A 25422-nucleotide genomic window follows, 5' to 3' on the forward strand; every position below is an offset into this window, starting at 1 on the left:
CTCATTCTAACTCCACCTAAAACAGCATTTGGTTGGACGAATCCAACAACAGTGAAACGCTAATGAATCCGTTAGCCGCTGGTAGTAACTCCACCGAAAAGAGTCCTTTTCGGTGGAGTCTAAACCCCTCATTCTGGCATACTGAATTACAGATTAAACAAGTAGTTACTTTAAGCTATTAAGTTAAGTAATTGAGTTGAGTAGCTAAGCCTATGTCTGTTATTGCCTTCTGCAACCAAAAAGGGGGCTGTGGAAAAACCACAGCCAGTGTCAGCTTCGCTGTCTGGTTACACCGAAAAAAGAAAACCGTCAGCTTTTTGGATGCAGATCCACAAGGCAGCGGTTCACTGTGGCTTTCCTCGATGCAACTACCCATTCCCACAGTTAAGCTTTCAGATGCCAATGACTTGATTGAGCAAATACCAGACTTGTCAGAGCAGGCAGATTTTTTGGTCATTGATGGTGCCCCCAATACCAGTGAAAGCACTAGAGCGATTTTGTGCTTATCCGATATCTGCGCTACGCCGATTCAACCTACAGGTTTAGACCTCCACTCAGCCAGCGATGTCCTGCGTTTGATTAAGTCAGCTCAAAAAATTTCTGGGGGTCTGCCTAAACCTGTCATTTTTCTCAATCGGGCATTTAAAGGAACTCGGCTCAAGAAAGAGGCATTGGATGTTCTTAGCCAGGTTCCTAACGTGACGCTGCTCAAAACAGTGATTCACCAAAAACAGGCAATTTCTGACTGCTTCTCCCAGGAGACCTCGATCTGGGAGGTCAGAGGGGGAGAAGAATCAGCCAAGGAATTTGAATCTTTATCCAAGGAAATTTTTAAGTTACTCCCATGACCCCGAAGAAACCCCGGAAAACTTTGAATGCCGCGGCTGACAAATTTATCTTTGGTGAACCTGAATCAGAACCACCAATCGAGAAGTCATCTCCCCCACCTACTCAAGATGCTGGAGGGCTGCTGGAAAAATTACAAAAGGATGAACCACCCAAAGAGCGACCCATCAGAGTCAGCTTAGACCTCTCGCCAGAAATGCACCGCCGTCTCACCAATCTTGCTAACCGTACTGGCAGGAAGAAATCTGAAGTGCTACGAATTCTACTGGCTGAGGCTTTGGCAGAACTTGAAGGGGAAGATTGAGTTGTGTCAATTGAAGCGGGGAAAATTCGCTGTCAGAGTGCTGGGGTTAGCGATCGCTTCCAGATGGCAGTCTAACCCTCTTGTGTCAAACTGGGGCGAAAGCTTGATTTTTCGTGGGCTGTAAAGCCTTGCTGCATATACTTCACCACACCTCTTATGTCAGATAAATCTGCACCAGAAATTGAACTGATACGCGCGGCGTATGCTGCCTTCAACGCGCGAGATATTGATGCCGCCCTCGCCCTCATGACTCCCGATGTGGCTTGGTCGAAAGCGTTCAAAGGCGGTTTTGTTCGTGGGACTAAAGAAGTTCGCGCTTACTGGACGGAGCAGTGGAGCTTCATCAATCCACACGTCGAGCCGGTTTCCTTTTACCCGGAGGATGCTGGGCCGGTTTTGGTAAAGGTGCATCAGGTCGTGCGCGATCTTGCCGGAGCTGTGCTTGCCGATGAGCACGTTGGTCATCGTTATACCATTGAGCATAGCTTAATTCAAAAGATGGAAATCTGTCCACCTCCATTGTCGGATCATTGAGCCTAACAAGGCGCTATAACGAACGGTAGGGTAGTCTCTGGCGCAAAGAGGTCTAGTGCCCCTGACGCTGTTTCCTTGTAAATTGCCACAACTTCAAAACCTGGCGTTGCATAATATAGGTATGAATCAGGCTGGAACAGGGACATCCCAGAATTTGAGATAGTGAAGTAGCAACCGAATAGAGTGTCTGAGCATTTCCTCAGACTTGGAATAGCAAAGACTTTTGCGATGCAGCCGAGCCAGATAATGACGCAATCGTGTGTTTTCGCCTTCCACTCGCGTCATGTAGGTCTTACTAACAATCTGGTCGCCATCGGGAATAAAACCAGGATACACTGACCAGCCATCAGTGACATAGAAATAGCATTGCCATGCCCCCACAATCGTCCATAAAGGTCGAAACGTTTCCCCACTGTGGTCGCCCAAAACCCAGCCTAAAATTCCTTGCTTAAAGTGGTCAACCGCTGTCCAAAGCCAGATTTTGTTTTTTTTGAGCCAATAAAGGTTTCTAATTCATCAAGCTCACCAACCTCAGGAAACGTCTCTGGCTGGTTACTATCAGGCAGTAGTTTTCCCACTTGCTTGACCCAAGTAATCACGGTGGTGTGATGCACACCTTTAACTCGTTCAATGCCCCGAAAGCCCATACCATTGACATACATTTTCAGACATTCTCGTTTTACTTCATCTGAATAGCCTTTCGGTGGTTCGTAGCGCTTGATGAACTGGCGACCACAAGCAACACAAATGTGATTTTGTTTACCTTGTTTTTTCCCATTTTTACGGATATGGGTGGAACCGCATTCAGGGCATAGCATCCTCAATTGACCTCAATTCATACTTTTATTATGCAACGCCCAAAACCTGATAGTTGTGCGTAACTAACCAAGGCTCTTTCCTAATGATCGCAACTTTGCTCATCGGTCGAAACGCGACAATAAATGGCGACCCGATACGGCTTTAGCTGTCCCATTTAAACCTCTAAAAAACCAATGACTAGGATGCTCTTTCCAGCGTCGGAAAAGTGCCGAATTAATTGTCCCATTTAGGGAAGTCTTTTGTTGAGACAAACTACTCAGTCAAGTAGCTATCTTTTTACGCTTTCGCTCCTGGAATCACTTGGCAAACATGACCTGCTACAATTTGCCAACGGTTCTGTCGCTGTACCCAAACGCGAGTAAAGCGATAGGTTTCTGAGAAAGCTTGACCGCTGTGGGTTCCAGCAGCTTTCACTTTGAGGGTGACTACAATGCAATCGCCATAAGGATGGATTTGGCGATCGCTAACATCCAACGAAGTGAACCTAAACATTCCAGAGCGGTGCGCCTCCAGATCGAATTGCTTGTTGACCACCAGACCTGTATGCATTGTGAAGACGAGATCATCGGCAATGAGTTCATCCAGTGCGGAAACATCACTGGTGAGCATAGCGTGCCGCAGTTTTTCTTCCAGGTTTTCAATGTTTTCAATTGTTCTATTTTCCACTGAAGACTTCTCCTCTACACATTGAGAAACGCTTAGTTTTTAGTAAGATTAACCGCAATGAGAATGATGTTGTTACTGAAAACAGCAATCTTCGTCTTAGAATGGCGATCGCTAGACTCGATACTTGTAATCGGTAAAACTTGATTTCGCCTCTTCGTAGGCTTTATTCACTGCTGTTATCCGAGCTTTGGCGATGGGACTGCTGTTAACATCTGTATGCCAAACCTTAGCTGCTGCCCGGTACGCGCTTTTGACTTCTTCTAGAGTGGCACTAGGCGATACCTGTAAAACGTCCCACCATGCTCCCACCAGCGGTGGAGCAAAGATGGATTCAATCAGAATCCAGTCGCAGCCGTAGCAGACTCGGTAAATTCCTTCTAAACTATCCTGTCCCAACTGGGCAAGAACTGTTTGATGCCAATTTCTAAAGGCGTCACGACAATGCTGCTTCATGTTGGGGTCGTAGCTGCTAAGTGCGCCTTTGCTCAGAAATGTATTAAAGCCGATATATATTTCCCCTCCATTCGGCTTGGGATCGTAGAACGGATCTTTCCCTTCTGCCAAACACTCAAGCACTCGCCGCGTATCCGCTGAGGGTTCTGGTAATTCGAGAAGCTCCGTCAGCTCGTTGGCAATTTCTCGTGATTCTGGGTTCTGCCGCCACTGCCAGTAATTTACGTTAGATTTGCCCAGTTGTTCGGCGTAGTTTTTCAGCCAGTATTCCCGCCGGTCAATCGGCGGGTGAACCCCCACCTCTAAAGCTTTTAAAATTCCCCATCGCTTTTGTCTAAAAGCTTCGACAATCTTCTCCTTCAACCCAGAGCCGAAATAATTAGATGTCAATGCCCATTGCACAGCTTCAAGAGGTGTGGCAGTAGTAGTAGGTTGATCTAGATAGATTAAGCGGTATTCGCATAACTTCTTAACGGCTTTCTCATTGTCGTCCGGGAATGTCAGCGTCCAACTATTATCAACTTGCCGCAGACATTCATTCACTCGATCCGCTAAGTCATTAAAGCGTTCTAAGTTTTCGCGCCAGCATTTTTCCCACTGTTGTGTGCCATCTTGGTTCCACCAGTCGGCATTACTGATGCTGCACTCTGTCACCAAAATGGGTTCGTTGCCGCCAAAATCCAGCAGCTCAGGAATTAAAGAAGCTGGAATTTGCCAATACTGGGAATTATTTGTTACAGGTTGATTTGGCTGTCTGGCTTGATGAAATTTTTCGATGACTTCAATGACTTTCGGCTTCACTGGGTCTGGCACCCGCATCACAGAGGTAGTGTAATCCTCTTTTCTCGTCCTGCCGCCAGTAAGTTTATTCATTGTGGTTAAAACTTATATTGTGTAGGTATTCTACCCGTTACAGGTTTATTAGAGAGTTTTTTACAGAGTTTTCAGAAAGAATCCAATCAAATTCTCTGGGAAAGCGCTGTGAGGGTAGGCTGGGCAATCGATGCTGCCCAGGCACAATCTCAATCTTCTTCCTCAAGTTCTGCCAAAGCCTGAGCGAGTAAAATTCGTAGCACTTCAGATTTCTTCCTACCAGTGCGATTGGCAAGATTAGTAAGACGGCGATGCATTTCTGGTGAGAGGTCGAGGCTGACTCTGATAGGTCGCTCTTTGGTTGATTCCTCTTTCTGTAATTTTTCTAGCAGACCTCCAGAGCCATGAGTGGACGGAGAGGTAGCCGATGGTTTTTCAGTTGGTGGTTCAGGTTCTGGTTCGCTGCCAAAGATAAATTTGTCGGCAGCGTCGTTCAAAGTTTTGCGGGGCTTCTTGGGAGTCATTTGAGCAATTTCAGAATTTCATTGAATAGCGATTCAAATTCCTTGGCTGATTCTTTCGCTCCTGAGATATCCCAAATTGTTCCTTCCTGAGTGAAGCAGTCGGAAATTGCTTGTTTCTGATGAATCGCTGTTTTGAGCAGGGCGACATCAGGAAACTGGTTGAGGACTTCCAAAGCTTCTTTCTTGAGTCGAGTTCCTTTGAAAGCACGATTGAGAAAAATAGCTGGCTTGGGCAGACCGCCAGAGATTTTCTGTGCTGATTTAATCAAGCGAACGATGTCTCCGGTACTAGATAAATCCAATCCACTAGGTTGAACAGGCGTGACTGAGACATCGGACAAACATAAAACGGCTCTGGTGGCTTCCCCAGAATTGGGCGCACCATCAACGACCACGTAATCTGTCTGCTCAGATAAATCTGGGATTTGCTCAATTAAGTCGTTGGCATCTGAGAGTTTGATGATGCGAATGGGGAGCTGCATTGAGGAAAGCCACATTGAACCGCTGCCCTGTGGATCGGCATCAAGAAAGCTGACGGTTTTCTTTTTTCGGTACAACCAGACAGCGAAATGGACGCTACCTGTGGTTTTCCCCACGCCCCCCTTTTGGGCGCAGAACGCAATGACAGACATTTCTTTACTTCCTCAACTTAATTACTTAACTCAGTTACTCAACTTTAATACTTACTACGGCTGGATTAAGTATGGCAGAATGAGCTAAGTTAAACTCCACCGAAAAGGACTCTTTTAGGCGAAGTTACTCTCAACGATGAACGAATTCATTGAAGTTCATGCCCGTTAAATTAACTTGACCAATTACTGTTTTAGGCGGAGTTTTTATGGGGAGCCAGTCTGTGCCACCAATAAAACAAGCAAGACCGGACAAGGAGCGTCAGTATTTAACCTTGGATGAGATGGAGCGATTGATAGCGGCTGCCAAGAAAATAGGGCGCTATCCTCACCGAGATTCCACGCTTTTACTTTTAATGTACCGCCACGGTCTACGAGTTGGAGAGGCAGTCAATCTGCAATGGAAGGATGTGAACTTTACCACCAAACATTTATATGTGCGACGGCTTAAGAAAGGTTCTCCATCCAACCAACCACTCTACGGAGATGAAGTGCGATCACTCCGGCAGCTACAGAGGGAATATCCAAGTAGTCCTTGGTTATTTACTTCCGAGCGGAAAGCTCCACTGACAACGCGAACGGTGCGGGATATTTTGAATCGGGCAGCGAGGGAGGCAGGGCTGGGCTACTCAATTCACCCGCACATGATTCGTCACAGCACAGGTTTTTATTTAGCATCGAAGGGATACGATACCCGAAAGATTCAGGATTACCTAGGGCATCGCCAAATACAACATACCGTGCGATATACAAAGCTGGCACCGGGGCAGTTTGAGGGTTTGTGGGACTGAGATAAAAAGTTATTTTTAAGGCAAAATTTCTCCGTCCCAATTGGAACTTTTATAGAAAATACCCTGACTCTAAAAGCCAGGGTACCAGGTAGCATCGCAAATAAAATGCAATCGGATCGCTGCGTTAGGTGTGATTGAGTAAACGTGAGATCGCCCTGACTAAGCTCTCTGGTTCGATGGGTTTTGAAAGATGTTGTTGGAATCCAGCTCTCAGTGCTTGTTGCTGGTTGAAGTCACCCGCGTAGGCAGTTAGAGCAATCGCTAAAACTTGTCCACCTTGCTCGGTTGGCAAAGCTCTCACCTGTTGCATCAGCGTATAGCCATCTATATCTGGCATCCCGATGTCACTGAGCAGAACATTTGGCTTGGATCGCATTAACATTGTCAAGGCTTCGGTGGCAGTTGCTGCGGTCATGACCTTTGCTCCTGCTTCCTCCAACACAAACGCCACAAACTCCCGTGAATCCGTATCATCATCCACAACTAACACTTGAATCCCGTTTAAATCAGAAGCTGGCTCTGACGATTGACTGTTTTGATTGGCGATCATAATTATGGGTATGAGTGGAAGTTTGACGGTAAAGGTTGCACCCATACCAGTTCCTGGGCTTTCGGCTCGGATGGTTCCCCCATGCAGTTCGACTAAGTTTCGCACAATTGCTAGCCCTAATCCCAGCCCCCCAAACTTTCGGGTTATTGTGGCATCAGATTGGCGAAAGTAGTCAAACACATAGGGCAGAAAGTCTGATTCAATTCCCTGCCCAGTGTCGCTGACTGTAATCTGGGCATGAGAGTCAAGGCGCTCCAACCGAATGTTTACCTGTCCCCCTTGAGGCGTGAACTTGACCGCATTGGAGAGCAGATTCCAAATTACTTGCTGCAACCGAGTCGAATCTCCCCGAACCAGACCCACATTCGGTTCCAAGCTTGCCGAGACTTGGATTGACTTCGCTTCTGCTGCTAGCCGTACCGTTTCAGAAGCCGCTTGAATGATGGAGACCAAATTGAGCGGACTAACGTCCAGGTTGAGCTTGCCTTGGAGAATTCGGGACACATCGAGCAAATCTTCAATCAAGTCTGCTTGTAGTTGGGCATTGCGTTCAATTGTCTTTAATGCAATCTGGGTTTTGGCTGGATCTAGCTTGCGGTTCTGCAAGAGTTTTGACCAACCCAAAATCGGATTGAGGGGCGATCTCAGTTCATGAGAGAGAACTGCCAGAAACTCATCTTTGATCTGATTGGCTTGTTCAGCCATTTCTCGTGCGGCTTGTTCCCGTTGCAGGAGGTGTTCTCGTTCAGCCTCAATCCGTTTCTTCTCCGTGATGTTGAGGACGGTGCCGATGAAGCGGATGGCAATGCCTGCTGGGTTGAAGAAAGCTTTCCCCTTTGCAGCAATCCACCGCTCTACGCCATCTTTAAGTCCGATGGTGCGGTATTCTATATCAAACTCCCCGTTGCTTTCAGGGTTGAGCGCAAACTGCACCACTTGATTTGTGCGCTCGCGATCATCTGGATGTAATCCAGATAAGAAGACATCGTAGTTAATCTCTGATTCCGGCGGCAGCCCAAATGCGGCTTTGCATGGGTCGTCCCATCGCAGGACGCCGGAGATCGGGTTAAAGTCCCAAGTGCCTAATTCGGCTGACTCCAGTGCCAGTCGTAAGCGATTTTCACTTTCCCGCAACGCTTCTTCTGACTGCTTGCGTGAGCTGATGTCAATCACGGAACCAATGAATCCCTTAAATTGACCATCGACTCCAAACCAAGGGCTTGCCGCATCGATCGCCCAACGATACTCCCCGTCTTTAGATCGCAGCCGATATTCTAACTGAAAGGCTTCATAACGCTCGTTCGCAGTCAGGAAAATGGCTTTAGAATCTTCAAAGTCCTCTGGATGAACCGCATTCAACCACCCAAAACCCAAGCCGGTTTCTTCAGTTTGACCCGTAAACTCGTACCAACTTCGGCTCAGATAGGTGCAATAGCCCGTAGAGTCAGTCACCCAAACCATAACCGGGGCATTGTCTGCCATGCTGCGGAATCGCTCCTCACTCTCGCGTAGAGCAGTTGCAGCTTGAATCTGGGCAGTGACGTTATTGAAATAAACCGCAATCCCGTCTGCGGCGGGATAGGTGCGGACATCGTACCAGCGATCATGGTCGGGGTAAAATGCCGTTAAGACTCCGGGGACGCGATCGTCCATGGCCCTACGATAGACGGGTGCCAATTCGTTATCTGCCAGTCCTGGATATTCTTCCCAGAGACTCTTACCAAGCAGGTCGCCCGGTGTCCGATCGAGCAACACTTCAGCCGCTCGATTCATATAAGTAAACCGCCAGTCTTGATCTAAAGCAAAGAAGGCTTCCGCAATGCTTTCCAGAATGTTTCGAGTCTTCTCCTCGCTTTCGCGCAAGGCAGCTGACGCTTGAACTTGCTCGGTGACATTTCTGAAGTAGACCGTGATTCCGTCTGTGGCAGGATAGACGTGGGCTTCATACCAACAGTTATGGTCAGGATAGAACGAGGTTAACGAAGAAGCAACCCGCTCGCTGACAGCTTGGTAATAGGCTCGCTCGAATTCCGTGCCGACGATGCCCGGATATTCTTCCCAGATCACCTTGCCGAGCAGATCGCCTAGAGTCCGATCGAGGATGCGTTCTGCCTGTGGATTCACGTAGGTAAACCGCCAATTTTGGTCAAGCGCGAAGAATCCGTCGGTAATGCTCTCCAAGATATTTTTGCTCTGCGCTTCGCTTTGCTGCAAAGCGGTTTCAGCTTGTTTGCGTTCGTCTTCAACGCGCTTGCGATCGCTAATGTCATTAAAGAGAATCGCCACTTTTTTCTCGTCTGGGTGCCCAATGCGAAACGCATAAATGTCATACCAACGGTTTAAGTCGGCAGCACGATTCTCAAAGCGTTTGGGTTTACCCGAAGCCGCAATGTTGCCATATATCTCAAACCAATGCTCTTCGTGATTCGGAGCTAATTCACGGACTCGCTTGCCTTGAGCGTCGAGCAGCCCCGTTTGCTTCTCAAAAGCCGGATTGGTTTCTAAGAAGCGGTAATCAAATGGCTGACTGTTTTCATCAAACAGCACCTCAATTACACAAAAGCCTTGATCGATTGATTCAAACAAGGTGCGATATTTGGCTTCCGACTCGCGCAGGGCTGCTTGGGCCAAGGCACGTTCAGCAGCTGCCCACGTCTGTTCTGCGGTTTCTTCAACCAGTTTGACCTCGGTTTCTGTCCACCTCCGCGGCGTGGATTGTTGAACCGCAAGCACGGCAACGAATTGATTGTTTTTGATCAGCGGCACATCAATGTGTGCGGCAATATCAATCTCACGGTATCTCTTCTTCTGGGCATCCGTATATTTTGGATCATGGGGAATATCGGTTACAACTTGGGTGTGCCCAGCCTGATGGTCAGCACTTAGGTTGCGTCGGTAGTCCTCTAAACGGTATCGTCCGCTCAACTGGGCTACACCACTGGTGTAGTTGCAATGAACGATGACCTCTTCACCATCCGACACCACTTCAATGTAAATGACACGACTTGCCCCTAAAGATTCACCCAAAATGCGAGCGGCGCTCGCTTGGATCTCTGAAGCATCGGTGAGCGGGCGGAGGGCTTCTGCCAGTTTGACTCGGAACGCATTGAGCTGATTTACCGCCTGTAGGACAGCAGCGTTATCCTGTCGCTTTTGGGCGTCTGGCTGCGTCTCTCCGGGGGATTTGGTTTGATCGAGTTCAGTTAGTAAAATCTGCACTGCCGTTTTTAGGTCATCTGACCAGGTTTCGACAGCACCTAATGGCGTTGGCGACCAATCGTGCGATCGCAGCAAGGCCCCCAACTCACCGCCCCCAACCAACAACTTCTCAGCCATTTCCCTCAATTTTTCCGCCCCCATGCGTTTAGTTCCTTATAAAAAATACTTGCTTCGCATGGACTGGCAGCGTTCACGTACCGTGGCATCATCTGACTCCAATAGCTGATTCAAAAGCATCTCAATTTGCTTAAGAGCTAGAGGAGAGGGAGTGGCATGTCCATTTTCCCAGCGATTAATCGTTGGGAAGGATACCCCAAGCTGAACTGCGAACTTTTCCTGAGTCAGCTTCAGGTTTTGCCGGAGTTCTCGAATCAATTGACCAATGGCTGGCTGTTCAATACTGGTGTATTGCTGATGAAATGCCATGTATCTCAAACTTTATAAAGCTCTCCATTCATAACTTGGGCTTGTTTTGACTTTGAAGCAATAGGCCTCAAGACATAAATCCAAAAGTTATCTTTAAGCATTCAAAGCTAAGCGATCCCCTTTGATGTCAATGGTTATCGAAGTGCTATCGGCAGATTATTTTTGAAACAGTATGTTTTGACAAGCCAGCGCCTTTTCACTACCCAAGGTAAAGACGAGCTGGCGCTTGAACCTGATGCTGGTTTGGGCTTGCTAAACTATGAGCTGGCACACGCTTCCTAATTGATGCAGGAAGTCTAATATGCCGTAAAACAATGTACTGGATAGAGTCGAACCAGACAGCACTGATGCGCGAGTAAGCGGCGCGATTGCCTTACTTCGTGGAGGCGTTAGACGTTCCACCAGAACGCTTTTACTAAGTCGCACTAACTACGGGGTAACACCTCGAAGGGTAATGAGGGCATTGCGGACACGATCAATTAGTTCGCGGTAAAACCGGGCATTGGGAGCCTGTATGATATTCCAAACTTTAGTAAATTCAGCGATCTCTCCGAGATGCACGCACACTAATTTGCCGCCCCTTGTGGTAGTATCGATTGCCTTGATTAGACTGACAAGTCCGATGCCAGAGGTATTAAAATTTTCAAACAGCGTCAGTAAATGTTTGAGAGATCGTCCCAATCGATTTAGTCGCCATACAACTCGGCTCAAATATAGCAAAGCTGCAACTAAACAGAATCTTCGATTGGCGTTGAGAGAGGATTTTCCTCCAAGCCGTCATACATACATTTCTCAACTGGTGATCGCACTGGTGTCCGCTCCTCTTCTACATCGTCATATACTACTTTCCCGATTGGCGATCTCATTCTTGACAGCGGTTCAGGAGTCCTGCTCGATCAACCCAAAACGGTCGATTGAAGTTAAGACAGAACTTTCCTGCAAGTCGGAATACAGGGCTTTCCCGACTGGCGGGTGATCGCATTCTTGGCAGCAATTCAGGAATCCGGCTCAATCAAGCCAAAACCTTCAATTGGAGTTGAGAGAGGATCTTCTGACAATCCGGAATCTCCAGGTTTTACCACCAGGAAGGGCGATCGCTCACTTCAGCGAGCAAGACTAAATCAGAGAGCGTCGATCTCCAGCACATCAGGTCTACTGGGGCGGAATTAAGCTGGTGTGCCGAGAACAGTTCAAGCTGATAGGGTTTCAAGGCATTTCTTGAGCCTATCCAACAGATGACCGGAGTGAAAACAGCGCTGGATAGGTTTATCAGTGAGGTTTCGGCTGAAATTTTTGGGCGGTTGGTGTTGGTTGTGAGATAAATGCCAGCCCGTTAGCAAGGAGATAGCACAGGGAAACGAGTCACTGAAGTGTGTTCAACGCCTCACGGCATCTCTCGGTATAGTGACTAAGTTGGAAATCATTTCGGAGCGCCGAAATCTCGTGTTTAACCCCTTACGGCATCTCTCGGTGCAGTCACGGGTTTGCTGCACTTCCTACAAAGTTCAACCCTTTACAGCATCATTGGAGGATAGATGACCACTTCAGGAAAGCTTGAAATCACCATTAAAATCAGCGAATTTCCAGCCGATGTAAAAACGGTTGAGAATGGCTGGAAGTCATTTGAAATTGATTGTGACGGGCAGCTTGTCAGCGTTACTGTTAAACCGAAGGTCTTTAAGAAGCTAGAACAGGCACAAGCCGAGTACCCCATGTGGGTGGCGGCGATCGCTGGAAAGATGGGTCAAACGACTGAAAACGGGTTTGTGCTAGTAGAGCCAAACATCCAAGTTTTCGAGAAGAAGCCAAAGGAGCCAAAAGAGGCACCAATCGTAGAGTGAAGCGCGATCGCGCTTCAGCAGCAGGCGCGATCGCGTTTGTCACCGCGAGGGCGATCGCTCATGGACTGCCCAAAAGTCCAACTTTTTGCCTTCAGATACCACAAGCACAGAGTGTGAGGTGGGCTTCAGGACTAATCACCCGCGTATCATTACAGATTTGATTAAGCAGTTTGACACCGCCAAGGATCTGGAGAAGCAGTAATCTGCCAAATTCTGGGGGATTCGCTCTAGCGCGATCGCGCTCTAGCTCCCTCCTCGCAATTCTTTGATAGTATGGGCCACGCATCCTACGGAACCAGATAGCGCTCGCTGTCGCGACTAACGACTCCCTACTGAGTGAAGCTTGACTTCGGCGCTCCGAGATCAACAGGGAGATCGCCCCTTATCCCTTCAGTTGTTTTAGCAGTTGCTCCCGCTGAGATCCAGTCAATTTCTCCAACTTTTGAGCCAACTGAGCGAGATCGGGAGTCAAAGGGGTTTCCGGCTTTTGGGGTTGGAATGTCTTAAATAACATTTCATCAATCGCCTCTTCAATCGGTCGCCGTTTTTCTTCCGGGGTGCATCGCTCATAGATTGTCTTCAAAGTTTTGAGTGTGTGACCCATTGCATAAGCCAGCGACTCTTTTTGTTGATCGGTAAGTTGCACCTGATAAGCCCAAGTTGCCCAGATAGAGCGCATCGTGTGAGGTGAGATATACTTACCACTTACTCGATGAGCAGAATTTTCAACCAAAAGCGCAAATTCCCCAGCCTTAAATGGCACTCCAGCACTTGACCGCACAAATAAATATCCCCACGACCAGATATCCCCGTCGGTTTTGTCTTTAGTACAGGGCAAATCTTTTGGGTTGAACTCTATACGTCCCTGAGTGACCCATCGTCCTCGACAACCCATTAGCTCAGGAAGCCACCAGTCATAGATTTGCTGCTTATTGCGACCCCCCGGTAGCCACCACCCATACAAATAACGTTCAATGTAGTCATAAAGGTAGGTGCCATCACCAAATTGGCGGTTGGGAATCACAATGGACTGAGGGCCATGCATCTTGAAAGTTTTGTATTTTTGGATATCTAAAACCCAGACTCCGTGTGCGTAAAATTCACGCTTATGGACATAGGTTTTATAAAGATAGTTGTCTTCCAAACTCCCGTCATAACGCTTGGAGCGCATTTCCAAAGGTGGCAAAGGATGGTACAAACCATCGCTCGGAACCTCCTGAGGACGTTTGATTGGGCAACACAGAGATAGTTTCAAACTTCTCAACTCTTCTTGACGCCTAGCTGGCATATTGGCTAAAAAGCTCCAAACCAGGTATCGCTGAAGCGAAGTCGCGATCGCGCTGCCTCCTCGTGGTTTTTTATCTTTGGTTTTAAATCTGCATTCTTTTCGTAACGGTTCCAAAACTTGCTCGCGTACCGTGGAGAGACCAGTTTTTCCCTCAATCGGGTCGGGCCATTTCAGTTCTTGATCGGCAACATATCGTTTCTGACGTTCCCATTCCGCAATTTCGACGCTAGCTTTGTGGCTGTACTTAGCAATCACTTTGAGAACCGGAATCTTATCATAATCATCAACATCTTCAATTTCTGTATAGTAGAGAAACCTTCCGAGTGCTGAGAGAGCAGTCCATCGAGCTATCTTAGTTCTAGGGCTTTGAGACTGAACAATTTCTCTCAAGAATGTCAGATACTTGCACAACCACGCTTCTAACTCTTTCTGAGAGCGTTTCCATCGCTTCTGCTGTTCGTCTTCGCTTAGATTTGATAAGCTCTCGTTTGTCAACTTGGGAATCAGCCGGCTCAAGCTTAACTCCTCTTTGGAGACTCCTTGATATTGATTGAACCAGCCCAGCATAAGACGTATTGAAGACAAGTAGTTATTAGCACCCGATTGAGTAATCGCATCAGTCACTCGACCTGGCCACTCTGGAGAAGTGAGAAACTGCTCAAACTCTTCTAATTCAGCTTGCAACAAGGAGCTAATTTCTTGGGGTTGTAAAGTATAACGAAACTTATGACCTCTTTGGAGCGTAAGGTTTTTATCCTCAAAAACTTTGGTTTGAAGAGGTGTGGGGCAAGATTCGTCTGTTGTGTTAGCCGGGGCTAGGGGTCTGATTGGCCACCAAGACTGCTCTTGACACCAATTTAGAAACTGCTTGATTCGGGTTGTAAAAACCTTGCAATTTTTTTGCGAATATCCAACTTTATTAAGCCCCTCCTTTAATACCAAGCGAGCATTGGGAAGCTCTTTTACCTGGATAGTTTTCATAAACTCAAAGGCTGCCTGCATCTCAGCGATTGTTATTTTTCCGCTCCCAACTGTGAAAGAGTAGCCCCAACCTGTTAGTAGAGGTCGCAGAATTGCTGCACGGGTTTCAATCAGAATGACTTTTGCTTTTTTTGGACTATGTATCGCTTCAATTTGGGTTGCGTATAAGTGATACACAGTAAATAGATTTTTGGGTTCTTCCATAGGTAAATCAACCTGGATAAACTAAATTACCGACTTAGGTGAAAAGAAAGGAATCTGGAAACGGTTCAAAAATCCGGCGTTGCTGAACAGAAGTATGAGTTAAGTTGTCCAACATGGGCAAAATGTATAATCTTTGCGCCTTTGTGCCTTGGCGCGAAACAAAATTCATTCATCAATCAGCAACGCCCAAAAATACTGGCTGTTACTCGGTCAGCATTTGTAACAACTGTTGTCTATCTGCTTCTGACAAGTTTTTCAATTCATTCGCCAGTTCTTCTACATCATCTGTTGAAGAAACCGGCTGTTGCTCTTTTTCAAGTGTCTTAAACAAAATTTCGTCAATTGCTTCTTCAATGGGTCGTCGTTTTTCATCAGGTGTACATTTGTCATACATCTCTGAGAGCATTTTGATATCATGACCCATTGCATAAGCGAGTGATTCTTTTTGCTGGTTAGTCAAACCTACCTGAAAAGCCCAAGTCGCCCAAATGTAACGTAGAGTATGTGGTGTAAGCTTTTTACCAGTTAATCTATGGGCAGCTACGGCAACTAAGTCCTTAAAATTTGATGAATTGTAGGGCAGTCCTACCACAGGTTTGATAAAGAAATATCCCCAGGGCCACCCGTCGGATTTTGTACGATTACCGATATAGCAAGCATCACCAGGGCTGAAAGAAGCACGACCCGCCGTAACCCACTGACCTTGCTGACCGACGTGATCTGGAAGCCACCAGTCATAGACAAACTGCGACGCACCAATCCCAGACATCCACCAACCATACAGGTAGCGTTCAATGTAATCATAAAGGCAGGTACCATCACTAAATTGACGATTCCTAATTGCAATTGACTGTGAACCATAGGTTTTTACGGTCTTGTACTTCTGGATATTGAGTACCCAAACCCCATTAGCATAGGGTTTGCCTTTGTAGATATACGTCTTGTAGAGATAATTGTCTTGAGGGCTGCCATTGTAATTTCCTAAACGCACTTCGTCAGGCGGTAAGGGGTGGTATAAACCATCGGCTGGCACATCCGTTGGGCGTAAAATTGGACAACACAAGGAAATCTGGATACTTCTATATTCTTCTTGCCGTCTGGCAGGCATATCTGCCAAGAAGCTCCAGATTAAATAACGTTGAAAACTCATGGCAATTGTATTGCCTTCGCGCGTGTGCCAGTTGTCATATTTGAATCGACATTCTTGGCGTAATGGTTCTAGAATTTGTTGCCGGACTGTGGTTAGGGCTGTTTTTCCCGGAAGCGTTTCTGGCCATATTTGGTCTGGAGAGACTACGGAGCGTTTTTGATGCGACCACTCTTCAATTTCCTCGTAAATATTGCGGCTATGGTAGGTAATAACTTTGGCAAGAGGAATGTTTTCGTAGTCCTCTAGACAATAAACTTCTTCGTAGTAAATAAACTTATATACTGCTGAAAGAGCATTGATTTTAAATTTTTTAGTCGCGGGACTGAAAGACTTCATCTTTTCCCTCAAAAACTTAAAATAACTACAAATCCAGGTGTCAACCGTCAACTTTTGGGTTGACCAAAACTCTCGTTTTTGGGATAAAGTCAAGTCTCTTAGCGACTCTGATGTAATCTTGGGAATCAGTAAATTTAAGTTGAGTTCCTCAAGTGGAATGCCTTGGTAGTGATGGAACCAACCCAGCATCAGGCGGATATGTTGTAAGTAGGTAGATGCCGATGAATCTGAAATTGGGTCTGTCAACCGACCAGGCCACTCTGAAGAAGTAAGATATTCCTTAAAATTTCTAAGGTCTGCTTCAAGGGCTGAGGAAATTTCTCTAGGCTGCAATTTGTAAGTGAGATGTATCGAGTTCCGTTCAGTTAACCTAGAAGTGCTAATTTTTCCATTTTCTTTTCGGATTCTTGGACAGTATTTATTTTCCGGCTTTGCACCCTCAGACTGATTATCTGGCCACCAAAGCTGTTGCTCACTCCAAATTAGTAGTTGTTCAAGTCGGCGTCCGTAAGTATTTCGAGAATTTTTTGATGCTCCTAGCTTTTCTAACCCTTTTTCCAATGTTAAGCGGGCAGTTAAAAGTTTATTGACTGGCTGCATTTTCATAAAGTTTTTAGCGGATTTTACCTGAGCCGCTGTCATCTTTTTACTGCCCAAATGGATTTCAGATTCTAAGCCAGCCCACAAAAAACGAAACAGCATTGAGCTAGTTTCATTCAGAATATTTTTTACAGTTTTGCTATCGTAGATTGCCTCCAGATGTTTTGAATAACTCTGATGCACCTCTAATACATTTTTCGGTTCGTTCATCATCCCATTTCCTCCATTTGTATTTGTTGCTATAGATGTGGGGAGATCCAAGGTAAAAATCTTCCCTGGAAAAACCCTATTTAAATAGTACATTTGTACGGGCTTTTTGTAAAGGACAATCCGCATAAATAAACGATGGCTATCATTTCCAACGAGCCAAACGTTGTTTCTAAGCAAAAGCCTTATAAAATAAAGCTTCTGGCTACTTATAGCTTATTTGTTTTAATAAATATTTTCAAGGGCTTAATAAATAAATTTAGGGGTTTTTACGCAAAAAATCGCTGAGTCAGTTTAGTATAGTAAATATTTACTTCACCTAAATCTCATTTTGACGAGTTAGCCGACAGCCGGATTCTTTAAAATTTTCTACAAGGCGTCTACTCTTGTTTATCAGCTCTGAGTAAAACAAATGTATCTAAATTTTGCATACTTTTTCCAACCAGCATTTTAAAAATCAAATGCGTTGGTCTTATCCCTCAGAGAGCCAGTATTCCCCTCGTTCTAGTCATCACGTTTTGCCATTTCGCAATCATCAAGACAGTTGCTTTTTTATCCTGGCATTCTAAAATGATAAAACTCTTCTGAAAAAGTGATTGGATACCCATTTACAGAGTTGCTTTTTTATCGAGAAATTGCGGGATAAGAAAGCAACTTTTCCCTGAAAATAGTTGCTGTTGCTGTCTAAAATTATCCTTTACTTACCACTAGCATTTCCCGTCACTACGGCGCTCGCTAAATCCCTTCTGCTTACCTAAGATATTTTGCGTCAAAAGACATTCTCTTATGCAGAGCAAGCGCGACCGTACCCCTGCTACAAAGCACTTGGATAAATAAATATTGCTGATTTATAAAACTATAACTCCCTGAGGGCAAGCTCTAAAAAAGGTAATATTTCCTGTAAAAAGTAATTGTCTGGCTAAATTTATATGGGGAAGGGATTTCTCTTCCACTTTATTGAAACTTTTAATTTTTTAAACGGCTAAACCCAATCAATAAAACTATTTCTCACTTTTTACACTAGAGGAACTTTCTAACTCTAAGTTCTTTGAATCATTTCTATAAATTTGATTATATTGTTAATCAAATTTATAAACTACTGCTCAATTGAAATATGTAAAAACTAACATTAGAATGCTGGCTCAGTAAATTTTTCGTTATACTCAAAGCGATTAATCAGCGCTGTAGACAAAATATTTCCCTGGAAATGCTTAAGTTTAATCAATAGCTTTTAAAGTACAATCTTTGACGCATAGATGTTTTTGAGTTGCACGCACCTTATACATGCAGATCCGTTGAAGGGCGATTGCCTCCTGCTCCCGCTTCTTGATCGGGCAAGTTGCTTTGCAATAGCAACCTCAGCCCTGACCGCAGCCTAGACGAGATTGCCGACTGCTTCTTGATCGGCGAGTTGCACAGCATCTTAAATATGCGGCTCCCTTGAAGCGGTTGGCAACGTCTCGGAGCGCCGAGATATTGCTCCGTGGCACCGTATCTTCAACGTGTGGTTCCATTGAAGCCGTTCAGGGAGATTACGAAAAGCTTACTCTGTTGGGGTTGCAACACACCTTCAAGGGGTAAGTGTGCCTTCATACGCTGTCTGCGAGTTTGATATCGCGGCAGGTAAGCCTCAAGTATATCTGCTGAAATTCGCACAAACTTTGTGCCATCAAATCTGCTGACAATCTGCTTGATTCAGATGATGGCACCGCCGACGGTAGCGATCGCAGCTTACTGAGTCGGCGACCATGTGCCAATCAAATCTGCTGACAATTTGCTTGATTCAGATGATGGGGTAAAGATACTTTAGAGGCAATAGTCAATTCATGCCGGACACCATTTCGGTCAGCGACTGCCTTCCCGCGATCGCTGAGTGTGCCCCCTGGATTTGCTGCCATTGATTCACTCGGTTCGAGTGAGCAGCTCATAAAATTTCCTCATGTACATGGATGTGGGTCATGTGATTGGCTTGAGTTTCCAGTTAGAGATCGCGTTCTCGATTCCTTCGAGTTGGCTGTGTGTTGACCCTGGTATGGTCACGCTGTATCGGACGCCTTCATACATCACTGACTGCCCCACAACAAAAGGCGATTCAGGTTGCTGGTACGGTGTTCTTTTATTGATCCGCAGGACTTCAGCTTGCCAGTTTCGCTGTGCCTGTGGCTGTGGCTGGGGTTCTGGAATGGGCACGAGCGCTTCCTGGGAAACTTCCAGCTGATGCTCCTGGGGTGGTTCCACGTCGGAATTCTTCAGCCGCAGAATCCGCTGTCTGTCTTCCGGAGGCAGCCCTAACCATGCAGCCGACTTGATCCGGTCCACCTCTTGTTGCGAAAACTGTCCCTCATAAGCCGTCGCCAAAATCTCAAACACCGCAGCGACCGCCTCACCATCCTCACAATCTGAAAGCATCTCTTGTGCGTCGGTTATTTGCTTAGCGATCGCATCCTCTATTGACGGGTTGGGCGCGATCTCACCCTCTATTGACGAGTTAGGCGCGATCGCATCCTGTTTTTCCGTGAGCGTGATAGATGTGACGGGTGTGACAGGTGTGACGGATGCTGTGATGGATGCTGTAATTGGCTGGAATCCATCTCCTGCCTTAGTTTGTGAGACTTCTTGTGATGGATGAAAGGCTAGTTTCAACTCCTCAACAAAGTCTAAATCTTGATTTTGCTCAAAGCCACTTTGATTTTTAACCAGTAAAGCTTTGTGCGAGGTTTCAAATAATCCATCACATCCATCACATTCATCACCAGCAAGGGTTTGAACCATCACACTATCCATCACATTTTGGGTTTTATCCATCACATCTTGAGTTTTATCCATGTCAGAAGGGAATGACGGATCGCTTCCTCTTGGAGAAATTGGGTGATGTGGCGGTGGGGGCGGATCGCTATCTGGCGGATCTGTTGGGTCTTTACCAGTGATGAGTAACGGATCTGTATCGTTGCCTGTACGAATCTTCAGCCCTGTAAAGTGTGAGCCATATCGGTCTTTGCCCCGCGACACTCCCTGTAACTTCAGCTGCGACGCGCACAGATCGTCAAGCAAACAAACAAACCGCCTGACAGCGACTGGCTTACTGCCGGTAGCGGTGCTGTACTCGCAGTAGCTTGCGTAAAGCCAAGTATTCACGAACGCATAGGTGTTCTGACTCTCCGCTCCCTTATCTCGCTTGGCGATACCGACCTGAGTCCGTTCTCCCAGCCGGTGAATGAGACAATGATCCGCCCAGTCGGCGATGGGGTTGGTTTCGCAGAGTGTTTCCGCTTTCATCTGAGTCAAGCTCGGTACGTGTTGGGCAGTACGCTTCACCAGATTGGTGACGGCCTCGTCAGACATCGCCAATGCCCAGTTGAGCAGTCCCGGAAGATAACCGACAAACTCCCCTAGAAGTTGCTCGCCACGCATCTCAATCAAGTTACGCTGCTGCTCGCAAGCAATTTGATTTTTAAGGGGCACGGTGAGCCGTCGTCGTGACAAGCCAGAAGTGTAATCAGCAGACTGGACAACTTCATTCGCCGCCACAACCACCATTGCCGTCGGAGTGAAGCCGCTCGTACTTTGCTGGAACTTCGCTTCATAGGGCAGCGAATCTCCCCCAGTGATTGCCTTCAGGACGGATACGTTTCCGGCGTATCGCTCTGAATCGGTAATGACGACCAGCCGCTTCCCACAGATACTGGCCGTCTCAAAGCGGTTGCCCTCTAGTCTTTGCAATGTCGTGGTGTGAGTGTTTCGCAGTCCCACCAGCGCCATTGCTAATCGGATATAAGTTGATTTTCCGGTTCCTCCCGGTCCCACCAATTCCAGATACCGCTGGAGGTCTGACCGACCTTTGACGATCGCGTTGAGATAACCCCGTAAAAGTTCGACTAAGGCGCGATCTCCGCCGACTGTCGCTAGCAACCATTCCTGAACGGGAGTGCAGGTAGCAAGGATGTTGTATTCGTAGGGCAAGCACCAAGTTAGTCGATGCGCCGGGGCATGAGGAATTAGCTCCATTGTTTCCAGGTTCAATACCCCATTCTGGCAAGGTAACAACCCCGCCGCCTCATTCCACTCGCTAACGGCTAGGTGAGCCTTGAGGAGCCGGACAATGCCGCTGATGAAATCCGCCTTGTAACCGTGTTGTTCGGAGCGACCAGAGCCGACCTCGGCGATGACAGCTTGCCAAACGAATTCGTCTGCCTGCTGGCTCCAAATTCCATCTTGCGTAGCGCCGTAGCGATACCAGCGCTTAATTTCCGTGTGCCAAGCGAGTTGAGCGCGGTATTTCTCCGCCAAGAGAGCGGCTACGCTGCCCTGGTCGCCGCCTGGGACCTTGTCTTCTTTTCCTTGGGAGCGAGCGCGCTTACCACTGAATTGCCCCTCTAATTTTTGGAGCCATTCTTTGTAAGGGATGCTCTCATTTACCTTCCGTTGAAATTCCTCTTGCCCGTGCGCCACGATGTAATCGTCCAATCCTTTGCCATCCGCTTCATCCCACAGGGTGACATATAACAAGCACCCTTGGCGCTTTAGCACGGTCGCTAATCGCTTCAGAGCATCTGCGACTTCGGGTTTGCGTACTAAGTCAGCATCGAATGCGAGATGCACCGGACGTCCTGGAACTGCAAACTTTGCCAGAGTGGGAACTAACCGGCCTTTCGCTAGCCCCATCTCCACGCCCACCAAAGCGAGCGCCGCTAGTCCCATACTTAATGCCGCCCCACTTTTTTTCCCCCCCTCAGTCAGCAAGATAGGGATACTGGGGTCGTCTAATACCGCACTCCAGTAGTGAGTATCGGGATGAGCAAGGCAGAGTGCGTCGTAGGGCACTTCTTTCGGGGTCAGGTACTTTGCGGGTTTATCCCGATCTGGAAATGAGATAGGAGTGTCGGGCTTGAACTGCCCAAATTTAGAGCGTTCCCCAGTCCGAGGATTGATTCCCGATGCCCACCATCCGGGCGTATGTCGGTATGCTTTCCATCCCAGGCGACGGGCGATTTCTTGGGGGTCGTCAAGAGATTCGATTGCTAGGTTGGCGATCTCCTCGGATACACCACTGCCAATTATCCATTCCTCCTGATGCCTTGCCCTGTCTACCTTTGCTGCATCTGGTAAGGCGGCTGGAGAATCTACACTCACCTGCTCAAGATTGGGCAACAATGATGCAGAGGAAGAATCTTTTCCAAAAACTACTGATGCGAATTGTCTGGTGTCTGACATAGAATGATATCAATGTTACCCGAGTTACCAGATCCAAATCTGTCGGGTAGATTGCTCCGTAGTCCACGCATCGGGTCTAAGTTCTTCACGCCGAGAGCCGATTGCAGTGGGTTGACAAAAAAATGGAACGCCAGCGGTTTTAAGCCGCTGGCGTTCTGCTTTGGAAACCAAGTGAATTTAGTGCGTCTAGTGCGTCTAAATATTTTTCTAAGGCACTGCGAGTCATTTCTGATTTAGACATATTCAAACCGTTAGCTGCGTTTTGCAGGCAATTAAATTGCCAAACATCCAAACGTTGGGTAAATCGAATGGGTTGTTCTTGCGCCACCTTGTTTGCCTCCAGTTTGACTGTCAAACCTGAGCTAATTATAGGAAACTGTGTGGCGCATTCGTTGCAGTTGTTGGTTTTGGGGTGTCGATGTCACTAGCGCGACCGCTCTTCTCCCAAGAAGCGAAGCGAATTCAGTTCAATCTACTCCTGGGAGGAACTGGCGCTAAGAAAAGCTGCGATTCAATCAGAGGTGGCACTGCAAGCTTTTAGGTTGGGTTGCAAAAAGGCTAAATGGTCAGGCGAGAAAACTGAACACCTCATCCTTTGTTGGTCGTGTCTACTCCATGTGTAGCCAAGTCCCTAGCATTACCCTTAGCTGCGGTTTTAAGCACTTAGCGCGATCGCTTCTGTTGTCGTCTCCGCTTCAAATCCTCAGCCAGTCGAATATCCACCAGTTCCCCTTCCTCCCAAGCAACGCTATCCGGTTTAACTAGACGTTGTGCGAGTTTTTGGAGTTCTACATCACAAGCGAGATCGCCTTCCAGCAAGGTCTGTATCAGAGTCCGTTTCTTTTATTGACCATTCCGATCCACCTTAGGCGATCGCTTAAGGTGAGTAAAGTTGCTGTGCAAAGTGCGGTGGTACGCTATAACCCAGAAGCGAACCTGCCACATTGATAGATTCGGGTAAGTAATACCAGTTAGGGAAACCTTGAAGCCGCGCTGCTGCTTCCACTGTTAATCTCTTAACCGTGCCGTCAGAACACCACAAATCAATAAACCGGCTGCGAACATTTTGCCTCTGGTCTGTAAAGATGGCTCTCTTAATCGTCCAGATTGGCTCCGTGGGTTCCCTCAGTTTCGGCAAAACGTTCCTATACCCGATTCGCTCAATCAAGAGAGCTGGAATTCCCGGACAAATTGCCAGCTTCTCTTCAAGTACCTTCTGTTGATTTGGGAGAAGTTGAGATGGGGGCAGCAACGGGATTAAATCTTTAACAAACTCATACCACCCCACCCGGCCTTGCTTGGGTGGTAGCCCTGGCGCTTTTCCTCTTGCAGCCTTGACAATCAATCGCTTTCGAGACTGAGGAACCCCATAATCTGCCGCATCCAGCACGGCAGCGGTTATCTGATATCCCAACGCTACAAGCTCATCCTGAATAATCTGCCATGATTTGGATTGTCTATATCCTGATACGTTCTCCAGCGTGAAACATTTGGGCTGCAATACCCGTATCGCAGTGGCTACAGCAGTCGCCGCTTCCCGGTCTACTGATTGCTCGGTGCCGTTTCCCAGGGCATTACTAAAGTTTGAACAGACCGGAGAAGCGTGCAGATAATCCGGCTGGGGGAATCCGGGGAAACCGCCAAGAGCGAGTTCTTGAACCGTTTGTTGAACTACTTTAGTGCCATAGGGTTTGAAGTTCAGCGATAAAGAGGCAGCAAGTGCGGCAGAGAGTTCTGTTAGATTGGGGTCGCATTCCACGCTCAAGACGGGTCTAACACCAGCCATGACCATGCCAGCTTCTACACCACCGCCTCCAGCAAACAGTACAACAGCCGTTGGAGCATCATCCGGTAGGGTGGGAGCATGACCCAAATATTTGAGTACCTTTTGGCGTTTCTGACCGTCAGCGGTTTTATAAGTTTCGACTAGGTAACGGTAAGGTTGACCTTTAATAATTTTAGTTCGGATAAACATGAGCGGAGTGCCTAACTATAGGACTATGTTAGGCATTCTACTCATCAGTTGGGTTCGGGTCAATCAACTGGAGTGCCTAACTCTAGGGTTATTAGGCACTCTATACGACGGATGCCGATTCAACTGAAACATCGTTCCAGCTCTTCGGTGGGATCTGAAGGTCGTGAAACTAGAATTTGGGTCACAGGACTGAAATATGCAACGTCGGGGAAGCGAAACCTAATCAAACCACACGAGGCAACGAAGCCAGTGAAAGCGCGATCGCTCACCCGCCAACAACACTCAACTGCACCAAACTCAGCAGCCAACGACTCAACGAACGAGAAAGGAACAGACAAGCGAGACTCAGCTCCGACAAAACCTCAGCAATTAGACGATGACCGAGGCCGCTGGAGCTGCCTCCAAGCGGGCGGGGAATGCCGAGCTGCAAGCAATGGCGAGTCACGAGACCGCAGGCCTTGCAGGTGTTGAATCGGACAGAGATCGCACCTTCACCCTCGCTGAGTGTAGGGAATCTCCAACCGCTCCACAGCTTTACGCTTCGTTTCTTCCCCGCGTCGGTCATACTTGGCAGTGGTCGCTGGTGAAGCGTGTCCTGCGAGTTTCTGCACCGTGACAATATCAGTGCCAGCATCCAGCAAGTCTGAGCAGAACGTCCTTCTAAAATCGTGGGGAGAAAACGCCGCTACAAGACCTTCATTCGCGCGTTTTTGCACAATCAATAACACCGCTTGAGGAGTCATCCGTCGCCGTTCCACCCGTCCGCCTTTCCTGATGGGACACAGCAACGGACCCGGTGACAAGCCTCTGACGACAAGCCAATCTTCCACAAGAGTGCTCGCTACACTCGACAGATACACCGTGCGGTCTTTCCCACCCTTCCCGTCGCGCACTTCCAGCTGACCGCGGCTGGCGTTAAAGTCTTTCAAGTCCAAGTTGACCGCTTCAGCCCGACGCAATCCAGCGCCCCTCAAAATAGCGATGAGCGCTGCATCTCTAGCACCCGTGGGTGTTGCGTCATCAACGCACACCTGAAAGAGCGCGGCAATTTCATC

Annotated in this window: 25 protein-coding genes; 7 read left to right on the forward strand and 18 right to left on the reverse strand. The window is 47.4% G+C overall.

Annotation, left to right across the window (positions count from 1 at the left end; translation table 11 throughout):
- Positions 1-212: 212 nt before the first annotated feature.
- From NDA03_RS26780 to NDA03_RS26790, 3 genes are all read left to right on the forward strand, one after another.
- Positions 213-848 carry an AAA family ATPase gene (locus tag NDA03_RS26780; RefSeq protein WP_348239703.1) on the forward strand — a complete coding sequence of 212 codons (636 nt, stop codon included), beginning with the start codon at positions 213-215 and terminating at the stop codon, positions 846-848.
- Entirely contained in the window at positions 845-1150 is a 306-nt protein-coding gene (locus tag NDA03_RS26785; RefSeq protein ID WP_348239704.1) for a ribbon-helix-helix protein, CopG family, read from the forward strand. Before NDA03_RS26780 ends, NDA03_RS26785 begins: the two co-directional genes overlap by 4 nt.
- Positions 1151-1306: 156 nt before the next feature.
- Positions 1307-1684 carry a nuclear transport factor 2 family protein gene (locus NDA03_RS26790; protein WP_348239705.1) on the forward strand — a complete coding sequence of 126 codons (378 nt, stop codon included), beginning with the start codon at positions 1307-1309 and terminating at the stop codon, positions 1682-1684.
- Positions 1685-1810: 126 nt separating this feature from the next.
- Here NDA03_RS26790 and NDA03_RS26795 read toward each other — a convergent pair.
- The 5 genes from NDA03_RS26795 to NDA03_RS26815 all read right to left on the reverse strand — a co-directional run bounded on the left by NDA03_RS26795 (position 1811) and on the right by NDA03_RS26815 (position 5591).
- A protein-coding gene (locus NDA03_RS26795) for an IS1 family transposase (RefSeq protein WP_348239706.1) occupies positions 1811-2502 on the reverse strand; the annotation gives its coding sequence in 2 pieces (ribosomal slippage) (positions 1811-2178 and positions 2178-2502; 693 coding nt in all).
- Between the two features lie 277 nt (positions 2503-2779).
- Entirely contained in the window at positions 2780-3169 is a 390-nt protein-coding gene (locus tag NDA03_RS26800) for a nuclear transport factor 2 family protein (RefSeq protein ID WP_190690435.1), read from the reverse strand.
- A gap of 111 nt (positions 3170-3280) precedes the next feature.
- Positions 3281-4495: a J domain-containing protein gene (locus NDA03_RS26805; RefSeq protein ID WP_348239707.1), complete on the reverse strand. Its 1215-nt coding sequence runs from the start codon at positions 4493-4495 to the stop codon at positions 3281-3283.
- A gap of 149 nt (positions 4496-4644) precedes the next feature.
- Positions 4645-4959, reverse strand: a complete 315-nt coding sequence (locus tag NDA03_RS26810) for a ribbon-helix-helix domain-containing protein (protein ID WP_348239708.1) — start codon at positions 4957-4959, stop codon at positions 4645-4647.
- Positions 4956-5591: an AAA family ATPase gene (locus NDA03_RS26815; RefSeq protein WP_348239709.1), complete on the reverse strand. Its 636-nt coding sequence runs from the start codon at positions 5589-5591 to the stop codon at positions 4956-4958. Before NDA03_RS26815 ends, NDA03_RS26810 begins: the two co-directional genes overlap by 4 nt.
- 206 nt (positions 5592-5797) lie before the next feature.
- Between NDA03_RS26815 and NDA03_RS26820 the strand changes: the two genes are divergently transcribed.
- A complete protein-coding gene (locus tag NDA03_RS26820; protein ID WP_348239710.1) occupies positions 5798-6379 on the forward strand; it encodes a tyrosine-type recombinase/integrase in 582 nt (193 codons plus the stop codon).
- Positions 6380-6503: 124 nt separating this feature from the next.
- On the opposite strand, the gene NDA03_RS26825 is transcribed toward NDA03_RS26820, so the two are convergent.
- From NDA03_RS26825 to NDA03_RS26840, 4 genes are all read right to left on the reverse strand, one after another.
- Positions 6504-10289, reverse strand: a complete 3786-nt coding sequence (locus tag NDA03_RS26825; protein WP_348239711.1) for a PAS domain S-box protein — start codon at positions 10287-10289, stop codon at positions 6504-6506.
- Positions 10290-10301: 12 nt separating this feature from the next.
- A complete protein-coding gene (locus tag NDA03_RS26830) occupies positions 10302-10574 on the reverse strand; it encodes a helix-turn-helix transcriptional regulator (protein ID WP_348239712.1) in 273 nt (90 codons plus the stop codon).
- Between the two features lie 429 nt (positions 10575-11003).
- Positions 11004-11294, reverse strand: a complete 291-nt coding sequence (locus NDA03_RS26835; protein WP_348239713.1) for a recombinase family protein — start codon at positions 11292-11294, stop codon at positions 11004-11006.
- Positions 11295-11302: 8 nt separating this feature from the next.
- Positions 11303-11440, reverse strand: a complete 138-nt coding sequence (locus NDA03_RS26840) for a hypothetical protein (protein WP_348239714.1) — start codon at positions 11438-11440, stop codon at positions 11303-11305.
- Between the two features lie 669 nt (positions 11441-12109).
- On the opposite strand from NDA03_RS26840, the gene NDA03_RS26845 reads away from it, so the two are divergent.
- Entirely contained in the window at positions 12110-12415 is a 306-nt protein-coding gene (locus NDA03_RS26845; protein WP_348239715.1) for a fertility inhibition FinO-like protein, read from the forward strand.
- On the forward strand, positions 12412-12576 hold the full coding sequence (locus tag NDA03_RS26850) for a hypothetical protein (protein WP_348239716.1): 165 nt from the start codon (positions 12412-12414) through the stop codon (positions 12574-12576). Before NDA03_RS26845 ends, NDA03_RS26850 begins: the two co-directional genes overlap by 4 nt.
- A 221-nt stretch (positions 12577-12797) precedes the next feature.
- Here NDA03_RS26850 and NDA03_RS26855 read toward each other — a convergent pair whose 3' ends face one another.
- The 8 genes from NDA03_RS26855 to NDA03_RS26890 all read right to left on the reverse strand — a co-directional run bounded on the left by NDA03_RS26855 (position 12798) and on the right by NDA03_RS26890 (position 24367).
- Positions 12798-14888, reverse strand: coding sequence for a hypothetical protein (locus NDA03_RS26855; protein ID WP_348239717.1), 2091 nt, complete (start codon positions 14886-14888; stop codon positions 12798-12800).
- Positions 14889-15090: 202 nt separating this feature from the next.
- Positions 15091-17187 carry a hypothetical protein gene (locus NDA03_RS26860; RefSeq protein WP_348239718.1) on the reverse strand — a complete coding sequence of 699 codons (2097 nt, stop codon included), beginning with the start codon at positions 17185-17187 and terminating at the stop codon, positions 15091-15093.
- Between the two features lie 1583 nt (positions 17188-18770).
- Positions 18771-18938, reverse strand: coding sequence for a hypothetical protein (locus NDA03_RS26865; protein ID WP_348239719.1), 168 nt, complete (start codon positions 18936-18938; stop codon positions 18771-18773).
- Positions 18939-19109 carry a hypothetical protein gene (locus NDA03_RS26870; RefSeq protein ID WP_348239720.1) on the reverse strand — a complete coding sequence of 57 codons (171 nt, stop codon included), beginning with the start codon at positions 19107-19109 and terminating at the stop codon, positions 18939-18941. It lies immediately after the preceding gene.
- 28 nt (positions 19110-19137) lie between these two features.
- Positions 19138-22392 carry a phage/plasmid primase, P4 family gene (locus NDA03_RS26875; RefSeq protein ID WP_348239721.1) on the reverse strand — a complete coding sequence of 1085 codons (3255 nt, stop codon included), beginning with the start codon at positions 22390-22392 and terminating at the stop codon, positions 19138-19140.
- Between the two features lie 139 nt (positions 22393-22531).
- Complete coding sequence (locus NDA03_RS26880) at positions 22532-22747, reverse strand: hypothetical protein (protein WP_348239722.1); 216 nt, start codon at positions 22745-22747, stop codon at positions 22532-22534.
- Between the two features lie 308 nt (positions 22748-23055).
- Complete coding sequence (locus NDA03_RS26885) at positions 23056-23211, reverse strand: hypothetical protein (RefSeq protein ID WP_348239723.1); 156 nt, start codon at positions 23209-23211, stop codon at positions 23056-23058.
- 58 nt (positions 23212-23269) lie between these two features.
- Entirely contained in the window at positions 23270-24367 is a 1098-nt protein-coding gene (locus NDA03_RS26890) for a DNA cytosine methyltransferase (protein ID WP_348239724.1), read from the reverse strand.
- A 111-nt stretch (positions 24368-24478) separates the two neighbouring features.
- Between NDA03_RS26890 and NDA03_RS26895 the strand changes: the two genes are divergently transcribed.
- Complete coding sequence (locus NDA03_RS26895; RefSeq protein ID WP_348239725.1) at positions 24479-24838, forward strand: hypothetical protein; 360 nt, start codon at positions 24479-24481, stop codon at positions 24836-24838.
- Between the two features lie 20 nt (positions 24839-24858).
- Here the strand turns inward: NDA03_RS26895 and NDA03_RS26900 are convergent.
- A partial coding sequence (locus tag NDA03_RS26900; RefSeq protein WP_348239726.1) for a tyrosine-type recombinase/integrase occupies positions 24859-25422 on the reverse strand: 564 nt, incomplete at its 5' end.

The sequence above is a fragment of the Trichocoleus sp. Lan genome, from assembly GCF_039961855.1.
Classification (GTDB): domain Bacteria; phylum Cyanobacteriota; class Cyanobacteriia; order Cyanobacteriales; family FACHB-T130; genus FACHB-T130.